This is a genomic window from Actinoplanes sp. NPDC026623, assembly GCF_040638275.1.
Classification (GTDB): domain Bacteria; phylum Actinomycetota; class Actinomycetes; order Mycobacteriales; family Micromonosporaceae; genus Actinoplanes.
This window is the reverse complement of the sequence record NZ_JBEZXZ010000065.1, coordinates 20254-41102: the sequence shown is the minus strand read 5'-3', so window position 1 is coordinate 41102 and position 20849 is coordinate 20254. Positions and strand designations below refer to the sequence as shown.

The window sequence follows — 20849 nt, the reverse complement described above, 5'->3', positions numbered from 1 at the left end:
GGGCGCCCGTCGCCGAATGGCGGAAGGCCGGTTACCGGCGCGGGTTAAGGGAGGGTTGACAGGTATCGAACTCTTGGATTGGCCGCCCGCCCCGGCTTTCCATCGATCTTCGCCGGGATGACGATTCAGGAGTGACCGATACTGCCGTTCTTCTCACCCTGGTGGTCGTCACTGCGCTGGCGTTCGACTTCACCAACGGGTTCCATGACACCGCGAACGCGATGGCGACGTCCGTCGCGACCGGCGCGCTCCGGCCCAAGGTGGCGGTCGGCCTTTCCGGGACGCTGAATCTGATCGGCGCGTTCCTGTCCATCGAGGTGGCATTGACCGTCACCAATGCGGTGGTGAAGATTCAGAACCCGGACGGGACCCCGAAGCCGGACCTGATCGGCAACGGCGGCGCCGACCTTTTGTTGATCGTGCTGGCCGGGCTGGTCGGCGGCATCATCTGGAATCTGGTCACCTGGCTGCTCGGGCTTCCGTCGAGTTCGTCGCACGCGCTGTTCGGCGGGCTGATCGGCGCCACGATCGCGGGCCTCGGCTGGGCCGGGGTGAACTGGACCGGCAACGGATCGAAGCTCGACGGCGTGGTCGGCAAGGTGCTGCTGCCGGCGCTGATCTCGCCGGTGATCGCGGGTCTGGTCGCGACGGTCGGCACCTGGCTGATCTATCGGGTGACCACCGGTGTCGCCGCGCGGTTCACCGACAGCGGATTCCGATGGGGGCAGATCGGCAGCGCCTCGCTCGTGTCGCTGGCGCACGGCACCAACGACGCGCAGAAGACCATGGGTGTGATCACCCTTGCCCTCATCGCGGCGGGTGAATGGACCGACACCGGCAACATCCCGTTCTGGGTCAAGCTGGTCTGCGCCCTGGCGATCTCGCTCGGCACCTACCTGGGCGGCTGGCGGATCATGCGTACCCTGGGCAAGGGCCTGGTCGAGATCTCCCCGCCGCAGGGCTTCGCGGCCGAGTCGGCGTCGGCCGCGGTCATCCTGTCCTCCAGCCATCTCGGCTTCGCGCTGTCCACCACCCAGGTCGCCACCGGATCGATCCTGGGCAGCGGGGTGGGCCGGCGCGGCGCCGCCGTGCGCTGGGCGGTCGCCGGGCGGATGGTGATCGCCTGGGCCCTCACGATCCCGGCTGCGGCCGTGGTCGGCGGGGTGACGTGGTTTATCGGCGACCTGGTCGGCGGCCTCCTGGGCGCGCTGCTGATCTTCGTGCTGCTGGTCGTCGCGGCCACGGCGATGTATCTGCGCTCGCGCCGGGCGCCGGTCGACCACACCAACGTCAACGACGAGTGGCAGGAAACCCCCAGCGGGAACCGGACGCCGGTCGGCGCCGGCAACTGAGAGGTCGGACCATGGAGAACCTGAGATTCGCCGCCGACGGCGCCTGGCGGGTGCTCGTCGCCGGCCTCGTCCTCGGCGCCGGCCTGCCGGCGTTGTTCGGGCTCGGCGTGCGGGCGCTGGCCTACGGCGCCGGCGGCGACGCCGAGGTGCACGAGACCGGCGTGACCGGCCCGGTGCCACACCCCATCGGCACCGTCGTCGCCTGGATCCTGTTCGCGGCTGTGCTGCTCGGCGTCGTCCTGGGCATCACGTTCATCGTCGTGTCCGGCCTCGGCAAGACGCTGAGCTTCGAGCACGTCCTCCCGGCGATCGTCGACAAGTGAGGGTGGGCTCTGGTGAGTGACCTGCGGTCGAACTTCCTCAGCCGTGCCGTGGAGTGGCTGCGCGCCGGGTACCCGACCGGCGTGCCGCGGCAGGATTACGTGGTCCTGCTGGGGCTGCTGCAGCGCACCCTCACGGAGGACGAGGTGCACAGGATCTCGCGGGCGCTCGCGGACGAATCGGTCTTCAACGACGAGCCGGTCAGCGCGGACGACATCGAGAAGATGATCAAAGCCTCGGCCCTGCAGCGCGCCCGGCCCGAGGACGTCGCCCGGGTCTCCGCACACCTCGCGGCCGGCGGCTGGCCGCTGGCCGATCCGCCGCGCGACTGAGAGCACCGCCGTCTGTTCACCTTGCCGCTACCACATTGCGGTCACGTCAATCGATACTCGACGGGTGATACGTGAGAAGTTCCGCGAATACCTCGATCAAGAGCAACGACAAGAAGCGCGCCCGCATCAACGCGATGCGGTTCTTCCTCAACCAGTTCGACTACGAGGGCAAGGACACGTCGGTGGTCTACGCCGCGGACCCCCTGCTGGTGCAGCGCGGCCGGGACTCGATCAAGGACTGAGCCCTTTCAACGTGGCCAGGGCGGAGTTCCCGGGGCCAGGTTGAAATTGCTCACTGAGGCGATCGGCGGGAGGCATCATGATCGAGCAAGCGGGAGTGCACCTGCCGGTGGACGCCGAACCGGTCGACCCCGATCTGACGCCCGCGGTGGTGGATTGTGCGCTCTACCGGGACGGAACCCGCGATCCCGGCGTACCGGATGTGTCCGCGCTGTATGAGGAGGCCCGCCGCACCGAGGGCGCGTTCGTGTGGATCGGCCTGCACGAGCCGGACGAGAAGACGTTCGCCGGCATCGCGGAGATCTTCGGGCTGCACCCGCTCGCCGTCGAGGACGTGCTGCAGCAGGAACAGCGGCCCAAGCTCGAACGCTACGAGGACGTCACGTTCCTCATCGTGCGGGCGGCGCAATATGTGGAGCACGCCGAGCTCACCGACACCAGCGAGATCGTCCACACCGGCGTGGCCCGGATCTTCGTCGGCGAGGACTTCGTCGTGACCGTGCGCCACGGCGACGTCGGCGAACTGCGGCCGGTGCGCGCCGACCTCGAGGCCAGGCCGGAGCTGCTGGCGCAGGGCCCGTGGGCGGTCGTGCACGCCGTCTTCGACCGGGTCGTCGACGGCTACGTCGGCATCGCCGACGCCATGCAGACCGACCTGGACGCCGTCGAGGTGTCGGCGTTCAGCCGCAACCCGAACCTCGGCATCGAACAGATCTACCAGTTCAAGCGCGAACTGATGGAGTTCAAGGCGGCCGTCCTGCCGCTGCAGCGGCCCCTGGCCACCATCGTCGACCGGCAGGCCATCACGCTGCCCAAGGAGATCCGCCGCTACTTCCGCGACGTCGCCGACCACCACGCCCGCGTCGTGGAACAGATCCTCGGCTACGACGACCTGCTCACCTCGATCCTGCAGGCCCGGCTCGCGCAGGTGACCGTCGCGCAGAACAACGACATGCGCAAGATCGCCTCGTGGGCCGCGATAGCCGCGCTGCAGACCGCCATCGCCGGCATCTACGGCATGAACTTCGACTTCATGCCGGAGCTGCACTGGCGCTACGGCTACGTCGGGGTGCTCGCCGTCATGGTGCTCAGCGCCTTCGCCCTCCACCGCCGCCTACGCCGAGCCGGCTGGCTCTGACCACACCGGCCCGGCCACTCATCACAAGTCCCCGGGCCCATGTCTCAAGCGATCTGCCGAAGATCGTTGCCGTAGTCGAAGATGATCCGCATCCGGGCGCCCAGCGCCCGCGCGTACCGGCTCAGCGTCGCGACCTCGTTGGCGTCGAGGTCCCCGTTCTCGATCTGGCTGACCCGTCCCGGTGAAACACCCATCAACTCCGCCACCTGCCGCTGAGTCAAACCCAGTCGCTTGCGCTCCTCGGCCAGATGAAATGCACTGATCCAGGCCTCGGTCCGCGCCCGCTCGGCCGCAAGGGCATCGTCGTCCCCATCGTGCAGTTCCGCACGGAGGTCCTCCCAATCGTGGAACTCGCTCACGAGTCGTCCCTCCGCTTCCTCTCCGTAGCCAGCCAACCGTCGTACGCCGCTTCCGCGATCGGGATCGCCGTTTTGTACCACCGAGTCCAGGCGCCGGCCTTGTTACCGGCCACCAGCAGCACCGCCTGCGACCACGGGTCGAAGACGAACAACACGCGGATCGCGACGTCACGGCCCGATCGGGGTCGCAGTTCCTTGAGGTTGCTGATGACCGACCCGTGCAACGTGTCCACCATGGGACGTCCGAGTGCCGGCCCTACCTCGGCGAGCATTTCGATGGCGACGTTCACCGATCGGAAGACGTCCGGGGTTGTCGATAATCGTCGGTATGAGTGTTCGGTATGACGAGGTGCTCGATCCGCTGCGTCAGGCGTATGACACGCGTGCGGACTGGCGGGACGGGCTTGCCAAGGAGCCGTGGAAGGTTGAGGAGCGGCAGGCCTTCCGGGACCGGCTGGCCCCGGGCGCCCGGCTGCTGGAGGTCGGGGCGGGCACCGGGCAGGACAGCGTGTTCTTCCAGCGGGAGGGCCTGGCCGTGGTGGCGGCCGACCTGTCGCCGGTCATGGTCGAGCACTGCCGGGCCAAGGGCCTCGAGGCCCACGTGATGGACTTCCTGCACCTGGACTTCGCGGCCGGCTCGTTCGACGCGGTGTTCGCGATGAACTGCCTGCTGCACGTGCCCAACCGGGACCTGCCGGCGGTCCTCGCGGCGATCCGGGCGGTGCTGCGCCCCGGTGGCCACTTCTTCGTCGGCACGTACGGTGCCGAGGAGAGCCGTGAAGGCCCCATCGACGGTGACCAGCACGTGCCGCCGCGGTTCTTCTCCTGGCGTACCGATGAGCAGTTGCTCGGATTTGCCGCCGCCGCCCGGTTCGATGTCGTCGACTTCCACCCCGTCGACACCGGTCGCGGCTACCGGTTCCAGTCCTTGACGCTGTGCCGCCCTGCCGGCGATTGAGTGTTCCGCGCGGTGGCGAGTTGCGAGCGGGCGTGCGTCAGCGCGAATCCCAGCAGGTTGCCTCGCATGAGTCCCGGGGGCGGGGCCGGGACTCATGCGATCTGGGGTGCCTTACTGGAGGTGGAAGCGGTCGTCGGTGGCGAGGGCGGCGAGTTGCGGCACGGTGAGGGGCAGTTCGTCGAGGGGCTTCAGGCCGCTCTCGAAGTTCGTGGCGCTGCGGGACTGCGCGACGAAGACCACCGTGCCGTCCGGGTACCGGTACGCCGCCCACTGGTCCAGCCGCCGGTCGGTGCCGGGAGTGACCACCACGCCGACCGTCGCCTTTGCGACGGTGGTCCGTTCGCAGGTTCCGCCCAGGCCCCAGAATTCGCGGGCGAGCGCGCACGGCTCCTTGGCGAGCTTGTTGTCCTTGGTGTGCACCTCCACCAGCAGCCGCCCGGTGCCCTTGTCCTTGGCCACGGCGGCGGAGGCCAGGTAGCCCCAGGATCCGTCGCCCTCGACCGCGGCCTGGTGGTCCTGCAGCGGGATTCCGTCGCCTGCGTTGCCGGTGGGCGTGACGTAGCCGTCCGGCACTACCGCCAGGATGCCGTTCAGGACGCGTTTTCCCTGCTCGTAGCGGAGGCCGGAGCGGGCGGTCGCATCCTGCTGCGGCCTGCCGTCGCCGTCGATCGGCCACGACGGTTTGGTGTCGGTGGGCAGGGGGATCGCCGGTTCCGAGGCGGGGGCCGCCCAGGGGGTGGTGTGGTCGCCGGGGAGCAGGTTCAGCCCGGGGCCGGCGGCCGCGATGCCCAGCGTGGCCAGGACCGTTGCGGCTCCGGCGCCGGCCAGCGTCATCCGGCGCCGGGCGGCCCGGCGGCCCGCGGTGAGCGCGGTCGCGGAGTCCATCGGCGGCGGCTCCGGGGTGGCCACCAGGGTGCTGCGCATGGCTTCGCGCAGGTCGTTCTCGTTCACGGTGCCTCTCCTCATTCGGCGTTGACGGGTGGGGGCACCAGCGAGCGCAGCGAGGCCAGCCCGCGCGCCGCCTGGCTCTTGACGGTGCCGGGCGAGCAGTTCAGGGCCCTTGCGGCCTCCTCGACCGACATGTCCTCCCAGTAGCGCAGGACCAGCACCGCCCGCTGCCGCGCCGGCACCGCGGCCAGCGCCCGCATGAGCACCACCCGGTCGTCCGTGTGCGCCTGCGCCGCGGGAAGGTCGACGGGGGTTTCCTGCGGGCGTTCCCGCCGCCACCAGCCCCGCCGTCCGTCGTCGATGAAGGTGCGAATCAGCACCTTTCGGACGTACGGGTCAAGCGCCTCGTGCCGTGCCACCCGGTTCCAATGCACGTAGAGCTTGGTGAATGCGGCCTGTACCAGGTCCTCGGCCCGGTGCCAGTCCCCGCAGAGCAGAAACGCCGTGCCGCGCATGGCCCCTGACCTGGCCGCGAAGTACTCGGCGAACGCCGCGTCGCGATCGCTCATTCTCACCCCAATCCGTGCGGTCCCGGTAAACACGAGCCCGGCACGCCGCGGGGTTGCATCACTCGGCGAGAAATTCTCCCCCGTGGGCCGGCCGGGCGTACCGGCGGGCGACCACGTGGAGCGCGAACAGGGCGTAGCCGGCCAGCACCGGCACCAGGACCGGGTGCACCAGGGCGGCGAGCAGGCCGGCGAGCACGAGCACCCCGGTCGCCGCGGCCAGCGCCCGGGTCAGCGGCACCTCCCGGGCGGCCCAGCGCCACGGCCGCTCCGGGTGGGCGCCGATCGCCACGATCATCAGACCCGCGTACCCGGCGGCGGCCGCTGCCAGGACGGCGGTGAGCACCAGCAGGGGCGTGCCACCGGGCACCGCGCTCCGGCGTACGGCAAGGAGGTCGACGACGATCAGGGCGACCGCCGCCGCACAGGCCGGACCGGCGAGCAGGCCGGGCGCGAGGGCGCGGCGGAAGACGGCCCAGCTCAGGCGCGCCGTCGGCCACCGGTCGTGCTCGAGGTGGTGGTGCACCGCGGCGCTGCCGGCCGCGGCGGCGGCGCCCGCGGGGACCAGCGGGAGCGCCGCCACGGTGACGACCAGGCCGAGCAGCGCCAGGTCGGTCGCGACCTGTACGGTGTCGCGCCAGTCCCGTCTCATCCTTTGAGCCCGCTGGTGTTGATGCCCTCGACGAGCATGCGCTGGAACGCCACGAAGAACATGAACACCGGGATCAGCGAGAGCAGCGACATCGCGAACATCGGGCCGACCGAGCTTTCGCTCGTCGAGTCGATGAACAGGGTGAGCGCCACCGGCGCCGTGTAGTCCTGCAACTCGGACAGGTAGACCAGTTGCCGGAAGAAGTCGTTCCAGGTCCAGATGAACGAGAAGATCGCCGTCGTGACCAGCGCCGGGCGGCTCAGCGGCAGGATGACGTGCTTGAACACCGCGTACGGCGAGGCGCCGTCGATCTTCGCGGCCTCGTCCAGCTCGCGCGGGATGCCGCGCATGAACTGCACGATCAGGAACACGAAGAACGCCTCGGTGGCCAGGAACTGCGGCACCAGCAGCGGCAGGTACGGCCAGTCGCCGCCGACCCAGCCGAGCGTCCGGAACAGGATGTACTGCGGGATGATCAGCACGTGCCCGGGCAGCAGCAGGGTCGCGATCATGATGGCGAACCAAAACTTGCGCCCGCGGAACCTCAACCGGCCGAACGCGTACGCGGCCAGCAGGCAGGACGCCGTGTTGCCGACCACGGTCAGCGCGGAGACCATTGCGCTGTTCATGAAGAAGCGGCCGAATCCGACGTCGAACTTCTGCCAGCCCGCGGCGAAGTTGCCCGGGGTGAGATCGCGGGGGATCAGCCCGATGTTGCTGGCGATCTCCTGCGGTGACTTGAACGAGGTGCCCACCATCCAGACCAGCGGGTAGAGCACGATCGCCAGGATCACGATCAGGATGAGCAGGCGCAGCCGGCTACGCATCAGCGGTCCTCGCCGTCGGAGTAGTGGACCCAGAACCGGCCGGTGCGGAACAGCACCACCGTGATCAGGCCGATGGCGAGCAGGAACACCCAGGCCATCGCCGAGGCGTAGCCCATGTCCAGCTCGACGAAGCCCTTGATGTAGAGGTCAAGGGTGTACATCAGGGTCGAGTCGACGGGCCCGCCGGTGCCGTTGCTGAGCACGAAGGCGGAGGTGAAGCCCTGGAAGCCGTTGATCGTCTCCAGCACCAGGTTGAAGAAGATCACCGGGGACAGCATGGGCAGGGTCACGTTGCGGAACTGCCGCCAGGCCCCGGCGCCGTCGACCGAGGCGGCCTCGTACAGCTCCGTGGGTACCTGCTTGAGGCCGGCCAGGAAGATCACCATCGGGGCGCCGAACTGCCAGATGGCCAGCAGCATCAGGGTCTCCAGGGCCCAGGCCGGGTCGTTCACCCAGGGCGCGCCCTCGATGCCGAACAGCCCCAGGAAGGAGTTGAAGGCGCCGTCGCGGTTGAACATGTTGACCCAGACGATGGCCAGCGCCACGCTGCCGCCGAGCAGCGACGGCAGGTAGAACAGGCCCCGGAACACGCCGATGCCGCGGATGGCCCGGTTGAGCAGCATCGCCACCCCGAGCGCGGCGGCCAGCTTCAGCGGCACGGCGACGAACGCGAACGTGCACGTGACGACGACCGCGTGCCAGTAGGACGGGTCGGCGGTGAACATCCGCTCGTAGTTGGCCCAGCCCACCCAGTTCGCCTCCGACAGGGGGGTGAGCACGTCGTAGTCGGTGAAGCTGAGGTAGAGCGAGAGCAGCATCGGGACTGCCGTGATCGCGAACAGCCCGAGCAGCCAGGGTGAGAGGAACACGTACCCCGGCAGGTTCTCGCTGTGCCTTCGCCCGCGCGGGCCCTGCCGTTCGGCAGGGCCCGGGGGGACGGTTCGGAGTCGGCTCTGTGCCGGTCGCACCGTGGTCACGTCGACCGTCAGCCCTGCCCGATCGCGGCCTTGGCGGCGGCGACGAACGCCGCGGCGCCCTGCGCCGGCGTCTGCCGGCCGAACTGGACCTCCTCGGCGATCCGCACCAGCTCGCTGCGCACCTTGCTGTGACCCTTGATCGGTACGGCCGGAGCCGGCCCGAAGGTCTTGCCCAGCTCGTTCTGGAACGCGATGGTCTGCTTCATGTTCGGGTCGGTGGTGCTGTCCTCGACGAGCTTGCGGATGTCGAGGTTGGACGGCAGGCCCCGGTCGGTTCCGAGGATCATGCCGGCCTCGGGATCGTTGGCGAGGAAGTTCACCACGTCGACGGCGGCGTCCTTCTTCGGGCTGCCGCGGAACACCGAGAAGTACATCGAGGCGCGGGCCCACTGCGCCTTCTGGTCGCCGGGGTACGCGATGACGCCCAGTTCGCTCTCGGTGTTCTTCTTCAGCTCCGGCATCTGGTTGGCCCAGACCCAGGAGGTGTCGGCCTTGCCGGTGACCACCAGCTGCTTGCTGATGTCGGTGGCGTTGCCCTCGTGGATGACGTCCGGGGTGGGCGTGGCACCGCGCGCGCGGGCGCCCTTCCAGAGCTCGAACCAGCCGGTGACGTCCTGCTCGGTGAAGCCGAGCTCGTTGCCCTTGTAGAGGTCCTTGCCCTGCTGGCGCAGCCACACCCAGAACGCCTGGTAGACGGCGCTGGGGTCCTGGGTGCCGGGCACCTTCGTAACCTTGGAGACGTTCTCCGCCCAGGTGATGAAGTCGGCCCAGCTCATCCCGGTCTTGGGCGACGGCAGCTTGTGCTTGTCCAGCAGGGTCTTGTCGAAGACCAGGCCCTGGGTGTTCTCGCCGAACGCGACGCCGGCGAGCTTGCCCTCCACGACGCCGTAGTCGCGCAGGCCGGGCGGGAACTTCGACAGGTCGAGTTTGCCGTTGCCCGAGTACGGGGTCAGGTCGAGGGTGACGTTGCGGCTCGCGTACTCGGAGATGTAGTTGTCGTCGATCTGGAAGATGTCGGGCGCGTTGCCGCCCGCGGTGAGCGTGGCGAGCTTGTCGAAGTAGCCCTGGTTGGCCTGCCAGGTCTTCTTGAAGGTGACGTTGGGGTGCTTCGAGGTGTAGAGGTCGAGCGCCTTCTCGGTCAGCTCGGCGCGCTTCTCCGCGCCCCACCAGAAGATGGACAGCTCGATCTTGCCGTTCGGGTCGCTCGAATCGTCGTCACCGCCGCAGGCGGCGACGCCGAGGGCCAGGGGTATGACCAGGGCCGCGGCGAGAAGCCGTCGCCTGGTCGCGGTACGGTGGCCGCGCGTGGTTTGCGCGATCGCCGTCGGGGTTTTGTCGGGGTGCATGGCGCTCACTCCTTGGCGTAGGAGGCGACAGCGTCGGGGGCGGCGGCAGCCGCGTAGCCCGGATCCGCATGGCTGTGCGGATCCGGGCCCGGTCCCGTCGAGTCGCGGATGACCAGTTCGGTCTGAAGGCTCGCGTGTGCGGTGGTTCGGCGGTCGTCGCCGTGCGCTAGGAGCATGTCGACGGCCGCCCGTCCCGCGGCGGCGGCAGGTGTCGCCACCGTGGTCAGCTTGGGGTGGATCAGGCGGCTCAGCGCGATGTCGTCTATGCCGACGACGCTGATGTCCCGGGGGACCCGCGCGCCGTGTGCGTGCAGGCCCTCGATGAGGCCGATGGCCATGAGGTCGTTGTAGGCGAGCACGGCGGTGACGCCGCTGCGCAGGACGTGCTCGGCCGTGGCCGCGCCGCCGTGCTCGTTGGGCGGGTTGGGGCCGATGACGGTGAGCTCGGCGTCGGCGGCCCGGGTCGCGGTCGCCGCCGAGCGCCGGATCTCCTTGCTGGTCCAGGAGCCGCGCGGCCCGGCGATGAGGCCGATCGAGCGGTGGCCGAGCCCGGCCAGGTGCTCGACCGCGAGCCGGGCGCCCTGCGCCACGTCCATGACGACGGTCGGCAGGCCGGCGATCGCCCGGTTGACGACGACCAGCGGCACCTCCCGGCTGAGCAGCTCGATGAGGCTGTTGCTCATCCGGGGGCTGCACAGCAGGATGCCGTCGACCTGCTTGGCCAGGGCCCGGACCAGGTCCTCCTCGACCGCCGGGTCCTCATTGGAGTCGGCGACGAAGATGTGGTAATCCCGCTGCCGGGCCTGGCTCTCCGCGGCCTTGATCAAGGGTGGGAAGAACGGGTTGGCGATGTCGGCGACGATCAGGCCGACGTTGTACGTGCGGCCGGTGATCAGCGCCCGGGCCGCCCGGTTGGGCCGGTAGCCGAGTTGCTCGGCGCAGGCCAGCACGCGGGTCCGGGTCTCCGGGTTGACCAGGTGCGGCGCCGAGAACGTCCGGGAGACCGTGGAGATGTGCACTCCGGACTCCCGTGCGACGTCGCGAATCGTGGCTGGCACGCCGGCCCTTCCTTCGATGGAGGTGGATGTGGTCGGGGTCACTCTGGTGGCCAATTAATGCAAACGGTTGTAGCTCTGTCAACGGTCATTTATTGCGGCTTCGTGTCCGCTGTCCGCATTGAACTCGCGCCAACACGGATAAATCGCTACAAAGAGGTGCGGATTTCTTGACGACCGGGCATCGACGTGTTTAGTTCTGCTGCAAACGTTTGCAGGAGGTGAGGCGCGGTGGAGGAACGACGGCGCTACGCGTTGGTCGGTGCCGGTGCCCGGGCGGAGATGTTCGTGCGCGCCCTGGCCCTCGATCACGCCGGCACGGCCGAACTGGTCGGTCTCGCCGACGTCAACCCGAGCCGGATGGCGGCGCACAACCGCTGGCTGACCGAGCTCGGCGCCCGGCCGGTGCCCACCTTCGCGCCGGACGGTTTCGCCGCGATGCTCAGCGCGGAACGCGTCGACGAGGTGCTGGTCACCAGCGTCGACCGCACCCACGCCGACTACGCGGTGGCAGCCCTCGACGCCGGCTGCGACGTGATCACCGAGAAGCCGATGACCGTCGACGTCGAGGGCTGCCGGCGCATCCTGGACGCCGTCGAGCGGACCGGCCGCCGGGTGTCGGTCGCCTTCAACTACCGCTTCAACCCGCTGCACGAGGCCGTCCGGGAGGTGCTCGCCGGGGGCGAGATCGGCGAGATCGGCTCGGTCCACTTCGAATGGCTGCTCGACGTGCGGCACGGCGCCGACTACTTCCGGCGCTGGCACCGCGAGAAGGCCAACTCCGGCGGGCTGCTGGTGCACAAGTCCGGGCACCACTTCGACCTGGTCAACTGGTGGCTCGGCGCCGCGCCGACGCAGGTGTACGCCGACGGCCGGCTCTTCTTCTACGGGGAGAACGGGCGCCGGCACGGCTACGCCCGCGACTACCCGCGCGCGCACGCACACCCGGCCGCGCAGGGCGACCCGTTCGCCCTGAGCCTGCGGGACAACCCCCGGCTGCGCGAGCTCTACCTCGACGCCGAGGCCGACGACGGCTACCGGCGCGACGTGAACGTCTTCGCGCCCGGCGTGACGATCGAGGACGACCTCGCGGTGCTGGTGCGCTACGACACCGGCGCCACGATGACCTACCACCTGACCGCGTACGCGCCATGGGAGGGCTACCGGGTCATGTTCAACGGCAGCCGGGGCCGGCTCGAGCTCGAGGTGGTGGAGAGCGACCACGTCAGCCCCGGCGGGGCCGGCGAGGTCAAGGGCGCCGCGCTGCACGGGGTGACCGCCGCCGTCGAGCACGGCCGGGCCTCGCTGACGCTGCGGCCGTTCTGGTCGCCGCCGCGCGAGTTGCCGCTGCCCGCGGCGTACTCCCGGGGCGGGCACGGCGGCGCGGACGTCCGGATGACCGCCGTGCTGTTCGGCGCCGCCGAGGACCCCATGCACCGCTCCGCCACCGCGCGCGACGGCACCCTCGCCCTGCTCACCGGCCTCGCCGCCAACCGCTCCATCTCCACCGGAGCCCCGGTCCGCGTCGCGGACCTGCTCGACCTGCCCTGACCCGCTGCCGATCTGAGGTATCCATGTCCGACCTGCTGTTCGCGGCCGAACCCCGGCAGCGAGACATCGCCCGGGAGCTGTACGAGCTCGTCCGGGAGCTGCCGCTGATCTCCCCGCACGGCCACGTCGACCCCGGCCTGCTCGCCGGCGACGAGCCCTTCCCCGACCCGGCCCGCCTGCTCATCGTGCCCGACCACTACGTCACCCGGATGCTGCTCAGCCAGGGCATACCGCTCGCCCGGCTCGGCGTGCCCAGCCGCGTCGGCGTGCCCGTCGAACAGGACCCGCGGGCGATCTGGCGGCTGCTCGCCGAGAACTGGTACCTGTTCCGCGGCACGCCGTCGCGGCTCTGGATGGAGCGCACGCTGTCCGCCGTCTTCGGCGTCGGCACCCGGCTCGGCCCGGACACCGCCGACCAGATCTACGACACCGTCGCGGAACGCCTCGCCGAGCCCGCGTTCCGGCCCCGCGCCCTGTTCGAGCGGTTCGGCATCGAGGTGCTGGCCACCACCGAGTCGCCGCTGGACGACCTCAGCCGGCACGCCAAGCTGGCCGCGGACGGCTGGGGCGGCCCCGGCGGCCGGGTCATCACCACCTTCCGCCCCGACGACGTGGTCGACATGGAGTTCGACGGGTGGGCCTCGTCGGTGGCCCGGCTCGGCGAGATCACCGGCGAGGACACCGCCACCTACCGGGGATACCTCGCCGCGTTGCGGTCGCGGCGGCAGGCGTTCCAGGCCGCGGGCGCGACCTCGTCCGACCACGGCCACCCGAGCGCGCACACCGTCCTGCTGACCTCGTCCGAGGCGGCGCGGCTGTTCGAGCGGGGCCTGCGCGGGCGCGCCTCGGCCGCCGACGCCGAGGCGTTCCGCGGGCACATGCTCGTCGAGTTCGCCCGGATGTCGATCGAGGACGGGATGGTGCTGCAACTGCACCCCGGCGCCGTACGCAACCACAACCGCAGCCTGCACGCCATGCACGGCCGCGACGTCGGCGGCGACATCCCGCAGGCGACCGACTACGTGAACGCCCTCGCGCCGCTGCTGGAGGCGTACGGGAACGACCCGCGGCTGCGGCTGGTGCTCTACACCCTCGACGAGGACGTGTTCACCCGCGAACTCGCGCCGCTCGCCGGCGGCTACGCCGCGCTGTACCTCGGCGCGCCGTGGTGGTTCCTCGACTCCCCGGACGGCCTGCGGCGCTACCGCGACGCGGTGACCGAGACGGCCGGCTTCTACAACACCGCCGGCTTCGCCGACGACACCCGGGCGTTCTGCTCCATCCCGGTCCGCCACGAGGTGGCCCGCCGCGCCGACGCGGCCTACCTCGCCCGGCTCGTCGCCGAGGGCCGGCTCCCGCTCGACGAGGCCGCCGAGACCATCGCCGACCTCGCCTACCACCTGCCGAAGAAGGTGTTCCGCCTATGACCAGGATCGAATCGGTCGACGTGCACGACGTGCGCTTCCCGACCGCCGCGGCCGGCGACGGCTCCGACGCGATCAACCGCGGCGACTACTCCGCGACCTACGTCGAGCTGCACACCGACGGGCCGCACGCAGGCGCCGGGTTCACGTTCACCAACGGGCGCGGCAACGAGATCACCTGCGCCGCCGCACGCGCCCTCGCCCACCACGTCACCGGGCGCAGCCTCGCCGAGCTGAACGCCGACCCGGCCGGGTTCGTCCGGAGCCTGACCGCCGATCCGCAGCTGCGCTGGATCGGGCCGGAGAAGGGCGTCATCGCCATGGCGACCGGCGCGCTGGTCAACGCGGTGTGGGACCTGCGGGCGAAGTCCGCCGGCGTGCCGCTGTGGCGGCTGCTCGCCGAGCTCTCGACCGACGAACTCGTCGCCTGCGTCGACTTCCACCACATCGGCGACGCGCTCACCCCCGCCGAGGCGGCGGAGATCCTGGACAAGGGCCAGGCCGGGATGGCGGAGCGGCTGGCCGAGCTGACCCGGGACGGATTCCCGTCGTACACCACCTCGGTGGGGTGGCTCGGCTACCCCGACGACAAGGTCCGCGAGCTGGCCCGGGAGGCGTACGCGCAGGGCTGGCGGGCGATGAAGATGAAGGTCGGCGGCGACCTCGAGGACGACGTGCGCCGGGCCCGGCTCATCCGCGACGAGATCGGCCCGGACGCCCTGCTGATGATGGACGCCAACCAGGTGTGGGACGTCGACGAGGCGATCACCGCGATGGGCCGGCTCGCCGAGTTCGACCCGTACTGGATCGAGGAACCCACCCACGCCGACGACATCCTCGGCCACGCCCGGATCAACCGGGCCGTCGCCGGGCTCACCGGCGGGCGCTGCCGGGTGGCGACCGGCGAGGTCGCCGCGAACCGGGTGATCTTCAAACAGCTGCTGCAGGCCGAGGCGATCGGCGTCATGCAGGTCGATGCCTGCCGGGTCGCGGGCGTCAACGAGGTCCTCGCCGAGCTGCTGATGGCCGCCAAGTTCGGCGTGCCGGTCTGCCCGCACGCCGGCGGGGTCGGGCTCTGCGAGCTCGTGCAGCACCTGGCCGTCTTCGACTACCTGCGGGTCGGCACCGCGCTGGACGGACGGATGGTCGAATACGTGGATCACCTGCACGAGCACTTCGAGGATCCGGTACGCACCCAGGGCGGCCGCTACCTGCTGCCGGACCAGCCCGGCTACAGCGCCACCATGCGCGCCGCGTCCATCGCCGAATTCTCCTTCCCCGGCGGCCCGGCATGGCGGTGACCACCACGCCGCTGCTCGGGCTCGGCACCCTGAGCCGGCTGCCGCAGCACAGCCGGCCGCTGCTGCGCCCCGGCGGCGTACCGGCGGGGATCGTCCACCTCGGGCTCGGCGCCTTCTTCCGGGCGCACCAGGCCGTGTACACCGAGGAGGCCGTCGCCACGGCCGGCGGCGACTGGGGCATCGTCGGCGTCGCGCCGCGCTCGGCCGGCATCGTGGCCGGCCTGCTGGCGCAGGACCGGCTGTTCAGCGTGACGAGCCTGTCCGGCGCGGGCCCGCGTACCCGGGTGATCGGCGCCCTGTCCGGGGTCCGGCACGCCGCGGCCGACCCGGGCGGCATCATCGCCCTGCTCGCCGACCCGGCCATCCGGGTGGTGACGCTGACCGTCACCGAGAAGGCGCACCGGCTCGACCCGGTGACCGGCGAACTCGCCGTCGACCACACGCTGCTGGCCGACCTGGCCACCGCGGGGCCGCCGGCCACCATCCCGGGGCTGGTGGTCCGCGGCCTGCTCGCCCGCTACCGCGCCGACGCCGGCCCGATCGCCGTGGTCAGCTGCGACAACTTCTCGTCGAACGGGCGCCGGCTGCACGGAATGGTCGAGCAGGCCCGGGTGCTGGTGCCGGGCGGCACCGGGGCCTTCGGCGACTGGCTGCGCGACAGCGTCACCTTCCCCGGCACCATGGTCGACCGGATCGTGCCCGCGAGCACCCCGGCCACCCTCGCCGTCGCCGAGGCCGCCCTCGGCGCGCGCGACCTGGCCGCGGTGCACGGGGAGCCGTACCGGCAGTGGGTGATCGAGGACCGGTTCCCCGGCGGCCGGCCGGCGTGGGACCTGGCCGGCGCGGTGCTCACGACGGACGCCGGCCCGTGGGAACGGCTGAAGCTGCGCACCCTCAACGGCGTGCACTCGGCGATCGCGTACCTCGGCGCGGTGGCCGGGCGCGAGACCATCGCCACCGCCCTGGAGATCCCGGGGATGCGCGCGGCGGTGCGGCGCTTCGTCGCCGAGGACGTCGCGGTCAGCCTGAAGCCCCCGCCGGGCGTGTCCGTGGTCGAATACGGCGCATCGGTGCTGGACCGCTTCGCGAACCCCGCGATCGCGCACGCGACCCGGCAGGTGGCGATGGACGGCTCGCAGAAGCTGCCGCAGCGGGTGCTGAACACCATCCTGGACTGCCGCGCGGCCGGCGCCACGCCGCGCTGGGCCGCGCTGGTCGTCGCCGGGTGGATGCGGTTCGTCCAGGGCCGCACGGACGACGGGCGGGCCCTGGAACTCGACGATCCGCTCGCCGCCGAGATCCGCGAACGGCTGGCGGCGGCGCCGTCGTCGGCACCGCGGGCCGTCGCCGACGCGCTGTTCGGCCTGGACGCGGTCTTCCCGGCCGAGCTGACCGGCGACGACACGGTCCGCGAGCTCGTGATCGAATGGCTGACCGCCCTCGACCGGCACGGCGTCGAGGCGACGCTCGCCGGGGCGACATGACCGCCCGGGTGGCGCTCGTCGGCGCCAACGGGCACGGCCGGGCCCATCGGCGTCGGATCGCCGAGCTCGAGGCGGGCGGGGTGCTGCGGCTGGTCGCCCTGGCGGACGTCCAGCCGATCGACGAGGTGCCGCCCGGGGTGGCAACCTTCGCGGACCATCGCGCGCTGCTCGCGGCGACCCGGCCCGACATCGTGGTGATCTGCACGCCGCCGCACACCCACCTGGCGATCGCCCTCGACGCCCTCGACGCCGGCTGCGACCTGCTGCTGGAGAAGCCGCCGGTGCCCACCCGGGCGGCGCACGCGATCCTCGAGGCGGCCGCGGCGGAGGCCGGCCGGTCCTGCCAGGTCGGGTTCCAGGCGCTCGGCTCCCTCGCCGCGCGGCACCTCTTCGACGCGGTCGGGGCCGGCCTGCTCGGAACGGTCGGCGCCGTCGCGACGGTGGCCTCCTGGCGGCGCGACGACGCCTATTACGCTCGCGCGCCGTGGTCGGGGCGGCGCAGCGTCGACGGGCGGCCGGTGCTCGACGGTGCCCTGGTCAACCCGCTCGCGCACGCGGTGATGCAGAGCCTGGCGGTCGCCGCCGCGGCGGGCGCCGGCCATCCGGTCCTGCTGGAGGCCGAGCGGTACCGGACCCGGGACATCGAGGTCGACGACACCGCCTTTGCCCGGATCACCTTCGGCGGGGGACTGCGGCTGATGGCCGCGGTGACGCTCGCGGGGGAGGACTTCATCCCGGGCGAGGTCATGGTCACCGGCTCGGCCGGGCGGGCGGTGCTGGAGTATCCGACGGATCGGCTGGTCATGCCGGGGGCGGCGGCGCCGGCCGGCCGTATCGACCTGCTCGAGAACCTCATCGCCCACCGCCGGGATCCCGGCCGCCACCCGCTGGTGGCGCCGCTCGCGCGTACGGCGGACTTCACCACCGTGGTGCAGGCGCTGGCCGGTGCGGGGGTGCCCGCGCCGCATCTGGTCGACGAGGCCTTTGTCACCTCGGTCGGTGCGCCGCCGGGGCGGGTGCGGGTCATCGGGGGCATCAACGCGGTGCTGCGCGAGGCTGCTGAGACGATGCGGCTTCCTGCCGAGTCGGGGGTTGCCTGGGCTGTGCCCGCATTCACCGAGAGTCTGTTGCAGACAACGGGATAGCGGGTGGATTCCATTCGGTTGCGCTTTGACGGTCTGGGCCGGGGGTGGATAGCCGGGCCGTTTCTTTCGGGGGCGGTGCTGCCTGGGTCACGTTGGCAGGGGCTCGATCTGGTCGCGGGTCAATAGGCCGTCTGCGATCAGGACGGTCAGGGTTCGCGACAGTGGGGTGCCGGGGCGTAGGACCAGTTCCTTTTCGAAGGCCAGGGCTGCGCAGACGCCGGCGTAGCCGCCGTTTTCTGTTCGGACGAACCAGCGGTCGTTGTCGGTCAGGCCACGGAATACCAGGGTGTACGGGCCGGGGCCGGTCAGTGCCACCCAAGGGTCGGTGGTGCCGTTTACCTCGTCCTCGCCATCGTGGTTGGCGGTGAACGTGGTTGCGGGGCCGGGTGCGGCGCGCCAGAAGAAGCCGCCGTAGCCGGCGCCGTCCGGGCGGCCGTTCGTCGCCGGGCTGCCGAGCCGGATGTCGCGGGCGCTGCTCAGCTCGTACGAGAAGGTCAGGTTCCAGCCGAGTGGCGCGGGGTCGGCGCGTACCGTGCGGATCTCGGTGAGCAGGACCTCGTTCGCCGGGCTCAGCCAGTGCAGGCGTTCGGCGAAGCCGGCGCCGGGTGCGGGGTCGCCGGGCGTGGGTAGCCACTCCACGTGGGCGATGCGGCCGTGGTCCTCGAGCCAGGTGTAGCCCCGGCCGCGGACGTAGGTTCGGCCGCCCCACAGGTTGACGCCGTCGGTGTCCTGCATCGCGACCGAGACGCCGAGGTGCCAGGGGTGGTCCTCCGGGAGGGTGTCGGTCACCTGGACGCCGGCGAGGGTGCGCACCGGGTGCAGGAAGGGGCGGGGGCCGAAAAGGCGATCTATGTCCGGCTGGGCCTGATATTCCGCGACGACGGAATCGCCGACCATTATTCGCATTCCCGGACGGTATCGCGTTCGGCCGCTAAGGTCGTTACCGCCGCGCAATTTGATCCACTGTGCACCGCGCGGACCCCGTCCCGGAGCCTCCGGGCGGGGCGCGCGATCATCGGACCGGCCGAAGATCGCGGTCGGCGAGCCCCCACGGGCAGCCGGTAACAGAGAGGATGCGTATGTGGGCACCCGCGAAATACCGGATCACATTCTCGACCAGCTGTTCGTCGGCCTGGTGTTCTACGAGGCCGAGCTGACCCTCATGCACTTTGAACCCGGCGGCGCGGCGCTGATCAGCGACGCGTTCGGCGATGTGTTCACCTGGCTGTGGCGGGAGAGCCCGGCCAAGGCGACCATGCTTGTCGCGGACTACCTGGCCGAGCTGCGCTTCTATCACCACAACGCCAACCGGGCCCTCGGGCTCGAGGCGGTGCTGGAGGGCCTGCCGCCCGCGTTGCGCGCGGTGCCGGCCGACGAGGTGACGATGATGCGGGACATGCTGCGCCGCGACGTCCCGATGTACGTCAGCCAGAACGACTAGGCGCCCGTTCCCGGCCGAGCTGGGCCGGCCGGGAGACGAAGCGGCTAAAGATTGATCATGTGGCCGGTCAGGCCGTGGAACGCCTCCTGCAGGGCCTCGCTCAGCGTGGGGTGGGTGTGCACGTTGCGGGCCAGCTCATTCGCCGTCAGGTCCCACTTCTGCGCCAGGGTCAGCTCGGGCAGCAGCTCGGAGACGTCCGGGCCGATCAGGTGGCCGCCGAGCAGCTCGTTGTATTTCGCGTCCGCGACCAGCTTGACGAAACCGGTGGGCTCGGCGAGCCCGTGCGCCTTGCCGTTCGCCGTGAACGGGAACGACGAGACCTTCACGTCGTAGCCCTCGTCGCGGGCCTGCTGCTCGGTGAGGCCGAAGCTGGCGACCTGCGGCTGGCAGAACGTCGCCCGGGGCATCATCCGGTAGTCGCCCAGCGTCATGGTCTCGGCGCCGCCGATCGTCTCCGCCGCCACCACGCCCTGGGCCTCCGCGACGTGTGCGAGCTGCAGTTTCGAGGTGACGTCGCCGATCGCGTACAGGTGGGGGATGTTTGTCCGCATGTGATCGTCGATCTCGATCGCGCCACGGTCGGTGAGCTTGACGCCGGTGTTCTCCAGGCCGAAGCCCTCGACCCGGGGCGCGAAGCCGACGGACATCAGCACCCGCGCCGCCTCGATCGTCTCGCTGCGGCCGTTCTTCGTGTAGGTCACCACGACCGACGAGCCCTTGTCGGTCACCGTCTCCACCTTGGCCGACGCCACGATCGGGATGCCGAGCTTGCGGTACTGCTTGGTGATCTCCTTCGACACGTCGGCGTCCTCGTTGGGCAGGGCCCGGTCGAGGTATTCGACGATGGTGACGTCGACGCCGTAGTTCTTCAGGACGTAGCCGAACTCCATGCCGATCGCGCCGGCGCCGACGATGACGATCGACTCCGGCAGGTCGCGGTCGAGGATCTGCGTCTCGTAGGTGACCACGTTGTCGCTGAGCTCGACGCCGGGCAGCAGCCGGACCGTCGACCCGGTGGCGATGATCGCGTTGTCGAAGGTGATGGTCTTCGAGCCGCCGGAGCCCAGCGCGACCTCGAGGGTGTTCGCGTCGCGGAAGGTGCCCCGCCCGTCGTACTCGGTGATCTTGTTCTTCTTCATCAGGTAGTGCACGCCCTTGACCCGGCCGTCGGCGACCGTGCGGCTGCGGTCGAAGGCGGCACCGAAGTCGAAGCTCACCTCGCCGGTGATGCCGAACGTCTTCGCCTGGGTGTGGAAGATGTGCGCCAGCTCGGCATTGCGCAGCAGGGCCTTCGACGGGATGCACCCGACATTGAGGCACACACCACCCCAGTACTTCTCCTCCACGACGGCCGTCCGCAGGCCGAGCTGGGCCGCACGGATCGCGGCGACGTAGCCGCCCGGTCCCGCGCCGAGGACGATCAGGTCGTAGTGCTCGCTCATGGTGAGTGCTCTTCCGCGTCGACGTCAGATCGGTACGGAAGCAGTATCCC

At 70.7% G+C, this 20849-nt stretch carries 23 protein-coding genes; 12 read left to right on the top strand and 11 right to left on the bottom strand.

Annotated features, from left to right (window positions below; genetic code table 11):
* Positions 1-131: 131 nt before the first annotated feature.
* The 5 genes from AB0F10_RS20645 (at position 132) to AB0F10_RS20625 (ending at position 3383) form a co-directional block, all read left to right on the top strand.
* Positions 132-1352: an inorganic phosphate transporter gene (locus tag AB0F10_RS20645; protein ID WP_360627133.1), complete on the top strand. Its 1221-nt coding sequence runs from the start codon at positions 132-134 to the stop codon at positions 1350-1352.
* An 11-nt stretch (positions 1353-1363) separates the two neighbouring features.
* Entirely contained in the window at positions 1364-1675 is a 312-nt protein-coding gene (locus AB0F10_RS20640) for a hypothetical protein (protein ID WP_360627130.1), read from the top strand.
* A gap of 12 nt (positions 1676-1687) precedes the next feature.
* Positions 1688-2005 carry a DUF3349 domain-containing protein gene (locus AB0F10_RS20635; RefSeq protein ID WP_360627127.1) on the top strand — a complete coding sequence of 106 codons (318 nt, stop codon included), beginning with the start codon at positions 1688-1690 and terminating at the stop codon, positions 2003-2005.
* Between the two features lie 71 nt (positions 2006-2076).
* Positions 2077-2247 carry a hypothetical protein gene (locus AB0F10_RS20630; protein ID WP_360627124.1) on the top strand — a complete coding sequence of 57 codons (171 nt, stop codon included), beginning with the start codon at positions 2077-2079 and terminating at the stop codon, positions 2245-2247.
* Between the two features lie 77 nt (positions 2248-2324).
* The gene (locus tag AB0F10_RS20625; protein ID WP_360627121.1) at positions 2325-3383 is read left to right on the top strand and encodes a magnesium and cobalt transport protein CorA; all 1059 of its coding nucleotides are present in this window, start codon (positions 2325-2327) and stop codon (positions 3381-3383) included.
* A gap of 44 nt (positions 3384-3427) precedes the next feature.
* Here the strand turns inward: AB0F10_RS20625 and AB0F10_RS20620 are convergent, their stop codons facing one another.
* Together AB0F10_RS20620 and AB0F10_RS20615 are read right to left on the bottom strand one after the other, a co-directional pair.
* A complete protein-coding gene (locus AB0F10_RS20620; protein WP_360627118.1) occupies positions 3428-3742 on the bottom strand; it encodes a helix-turn-helix transcriptional regulator in 315 nt (104 codons plus the stop codon).
* Positions 3739-4032, bottom strand: a complete 294-nt coding sequence (locus AB0F10_RS20615) for a type II toxin-antitoxin system RelE/ParE family toxin (protein ID WP_360627115.1) — start codon at positions 4030-4032, stop codon at positions 3739-3741. Before AB0F10_RS20615 ends, AB0F10_RS20620 begins: the two co-directional genes overlap by 4 nt.
* A 29-nt stretch (positions 4033-4061) precedes the next feature.
* Between AB0F10_RS20615 and AB0F10_RS20610 the strand changes: the two genes are divergently transcribed.
* Positions 4062-4700: a class I SAM-dependent methyltransferase gene (locus tag AB0F10_RS20610; RefSeq protein WP_360627139.1), complete on the top strand. Its 639-nt coding sequence runs from the start codon at positions 4062-4064 to the stop codon at positions 4698-4700.
* 111 nt (positions 4701-4811) lie between these two features.
* On the opposite strand, the gene AB0F10_RS20605 is transcribed toward AB0F10_RS20610, so the two are convergent.
* The 7 genes from AB0F10_RS20605 to AB0F10_RS20575 all read right to left on the bottom strand — a co-directional run bounded on the left by AB0F10_RS20605 (position 4812) and on the right by AB0F10_RS20575 (position 11014).
* Positions 4812-5651 (bottom strand): hypothetical protein, encoded by an 840-nt coding sequence (locus AB0F10_RS20605; protein WP_360627112.1) that lies wholly within the window; start codon positions 5649-5651, stop codon positions 4812-4814.
* 11 nt (positions 5652-5662) lie between these two features.
* Positions 5663-6157 (bottom strand): SigE family RNA polymerase sigma factor, encoded by a 495-nt coding sequence (locus AB0F10_RS20600; protein WP_360627109.1) that lies wholly within the window; start codon positions 6155-6157, stop codon positions 5663-5665.
* A 58-nt stretch (positions 6158-6215) separates the two neighbouring features.
* Positions 6216-6806 (bottom strand): hypothetical protein, encoded by a 591-nt coding sequence (locus AB0F10_RS20595; RefSeq protein ID WP_360627106.1) that lies wholly within the window; start codon positions 6804-6806, stop codon positions 6216-6218.
* The gene (locus tag AB0F10_RS20590; RefSeq protein ID WP_360627103.1) at positions 6803-7633 is read right to left on the bottom strand and encodes a carbohydrate ABC transporter permease; all 831 of its coding nucleotides are present in this window, start codon (positions 7631-7633) and stop codon (positions 6803-6805) included. Before AB0F10_RS20590 ends, AB0F10_RS20595 begins: the two co-directional genes overlap by 4 nt.
* Positions 7633-8514, bottom strand: a complete 882-nt coding sequence (locus AB0F10_RS20585; RefSeq protein ID WP_360627136.1) for a sugar ABC transporter permease — start codon at positions 8512-8514, stop codon at positions 7633-7635. The genes AB0F10_RS20590 and AB0F10_RS20585 overlap by 1 nt, the downstream gene beginning before the upstream one ends.
* Before the next feature lie 104 nt (positions 8515-8618).
* On the bottom strand, positions 8619-9956 hold the full coding sequence (locus AB0F10_RS20580) for an extracellular solute-binding protein (protein ID WP_360627100.1): 1338 nt from the start codon (positions 9954-9956) through the stop codon (positions 8619-8621).
* A gap of 5 nt (positions 9957-9961) precedes the next feature.
* Positions 9962-11014 carry a LacI family DNA-binding transcriptional regulator gene (locus AB0F10_RS20575; protein ID WP_360627097.1) on the bottom strand — a complete coding sequence of 351 codons (1053 nt, stop codon included), beginning with the start codon at positions 11012-11014 and terminating at the stop codon, positions 9962-9964.
* A 228-nt stretch (positions 11015-11242) separates the two neighbouring features.
* Between AB0F10_RS20575 and AB0F10_RS20570 the strand changes: the two genes are divergently transcribed.
* Genes AB0F10_RS20570 through AB0F10_RS20550 form a run of 5 tightly spaced genes read left to right on the top strand, consistent with a single transcriptional unit; the run spans position 11243 to position 17916 of the window.
* The gene (locus AB0F10_RS20570) at positions 11243-12562 is read left to right on the top strand and encodes a Gfo/Idh/MocA family oxidoreductase (RefSeq protein WP_360627094.1); all 1320 of its coding nucleotides are present in this window, start codon (positions 11243-11245) and stop codon (positions 12560-12562) included.
* Between the two features lie 23 nt (positions 12563-12585).
* A complete protein-coding gene (gene uxaC / locus AB0F10_RS20565) occupies positions 12586-13989 on the top strand; it encodes a glucuronate isomerase (protein WP_360627091.1) in 1404 nt (467 codons plus the stop codon).
* Positions 13986-15287, top strand: coding sequence for an enolase C-terminal domain-like protein (locus AB0F10_RS20560; RefSeq protein WP_360627088.1), 1302 nt, complete (start codon positions 13986-13988; stop codon positions 15285-15287). The genes uxaC and AB0F10_RS20560 overlap by 4 nt, the downstream gene beginning before the upstream one ends.
* Entirely contained in the window at positions 15278-16771 is a 1494-nt protein-coding gene (locus AB0F10_RS20555; RefSeq protein ID WP_360627085.1) for a mannitol dehydrogenase family protein, read from the top strand. Before AB0F10_RS20560 ends, AB0F10_RS20555 begins: the two co-directional genes overlap by 10 nt.
* Positions 16768-17916 carry a Gfo/Idh/MocA family oxidoreductase gene (locus AB0F10_RS20550; RefSeq protein ID WP_360627082.1) on the top strand — a complete coding sequence of 383 codons (1149 nt, stop codon included), beginning with the start codon at positions 16768-16770 and terminating at the stop codon, positions 17914-17916. Before AB0F10_RS20555 ends, AB0F10_RS20550 begins: the two co-directional genes overlap by 4 nt.
* Positions 17917-18003: 87 nt before the next feature.
* Here the strand turns inward: AB0F10_RS20550 and AB0F10_RS20545 are convergent, their stop codons facing one another.
* On the bottom strand, positions 18004-18822 hold the full coding sequence (locus tag AB0F10_RS20545) for a PmoA family protein (protein ID WP_360627079.1): 819 nt from the start codon (positions 18820-18822) through the stop codon (positions 18004-18006).
* 175 nt (positions 18823-18997) lie between these two features.
* Between AB0F10_RS20545 and AB0F10_RS20540 the strand changes: the two genes are divergently transcribed.
* Positions 18998-19357: a hypothetical protein gene (locus AB0F10_RS20540; protein ID WP_360627076.1), complete on the top strand. Its 360-nt coding sequence runs from the start codon at positions 18998-19000 to the stop codon at positions 19355-19357.
* A gap of 44 nt (positions 19358-19401) precedes the next feature.
* Here the strand turns inward: AB0F10_RS20540 and lpdA are convergent, their stop codons facing one another.
* A complete protein-coding gene (lpdA, locus tag AB0F10_RS20535) occupies positions 19402-20799 on the bottom strand; it encodes a dihydrolipoyl dehydrogenase (protein WP_360627073.1) in 1398 nt (465 codons plus the stop codon).
* Between the last annotated feature and the right edge of the window lie 50 nt (positions 20800-20849).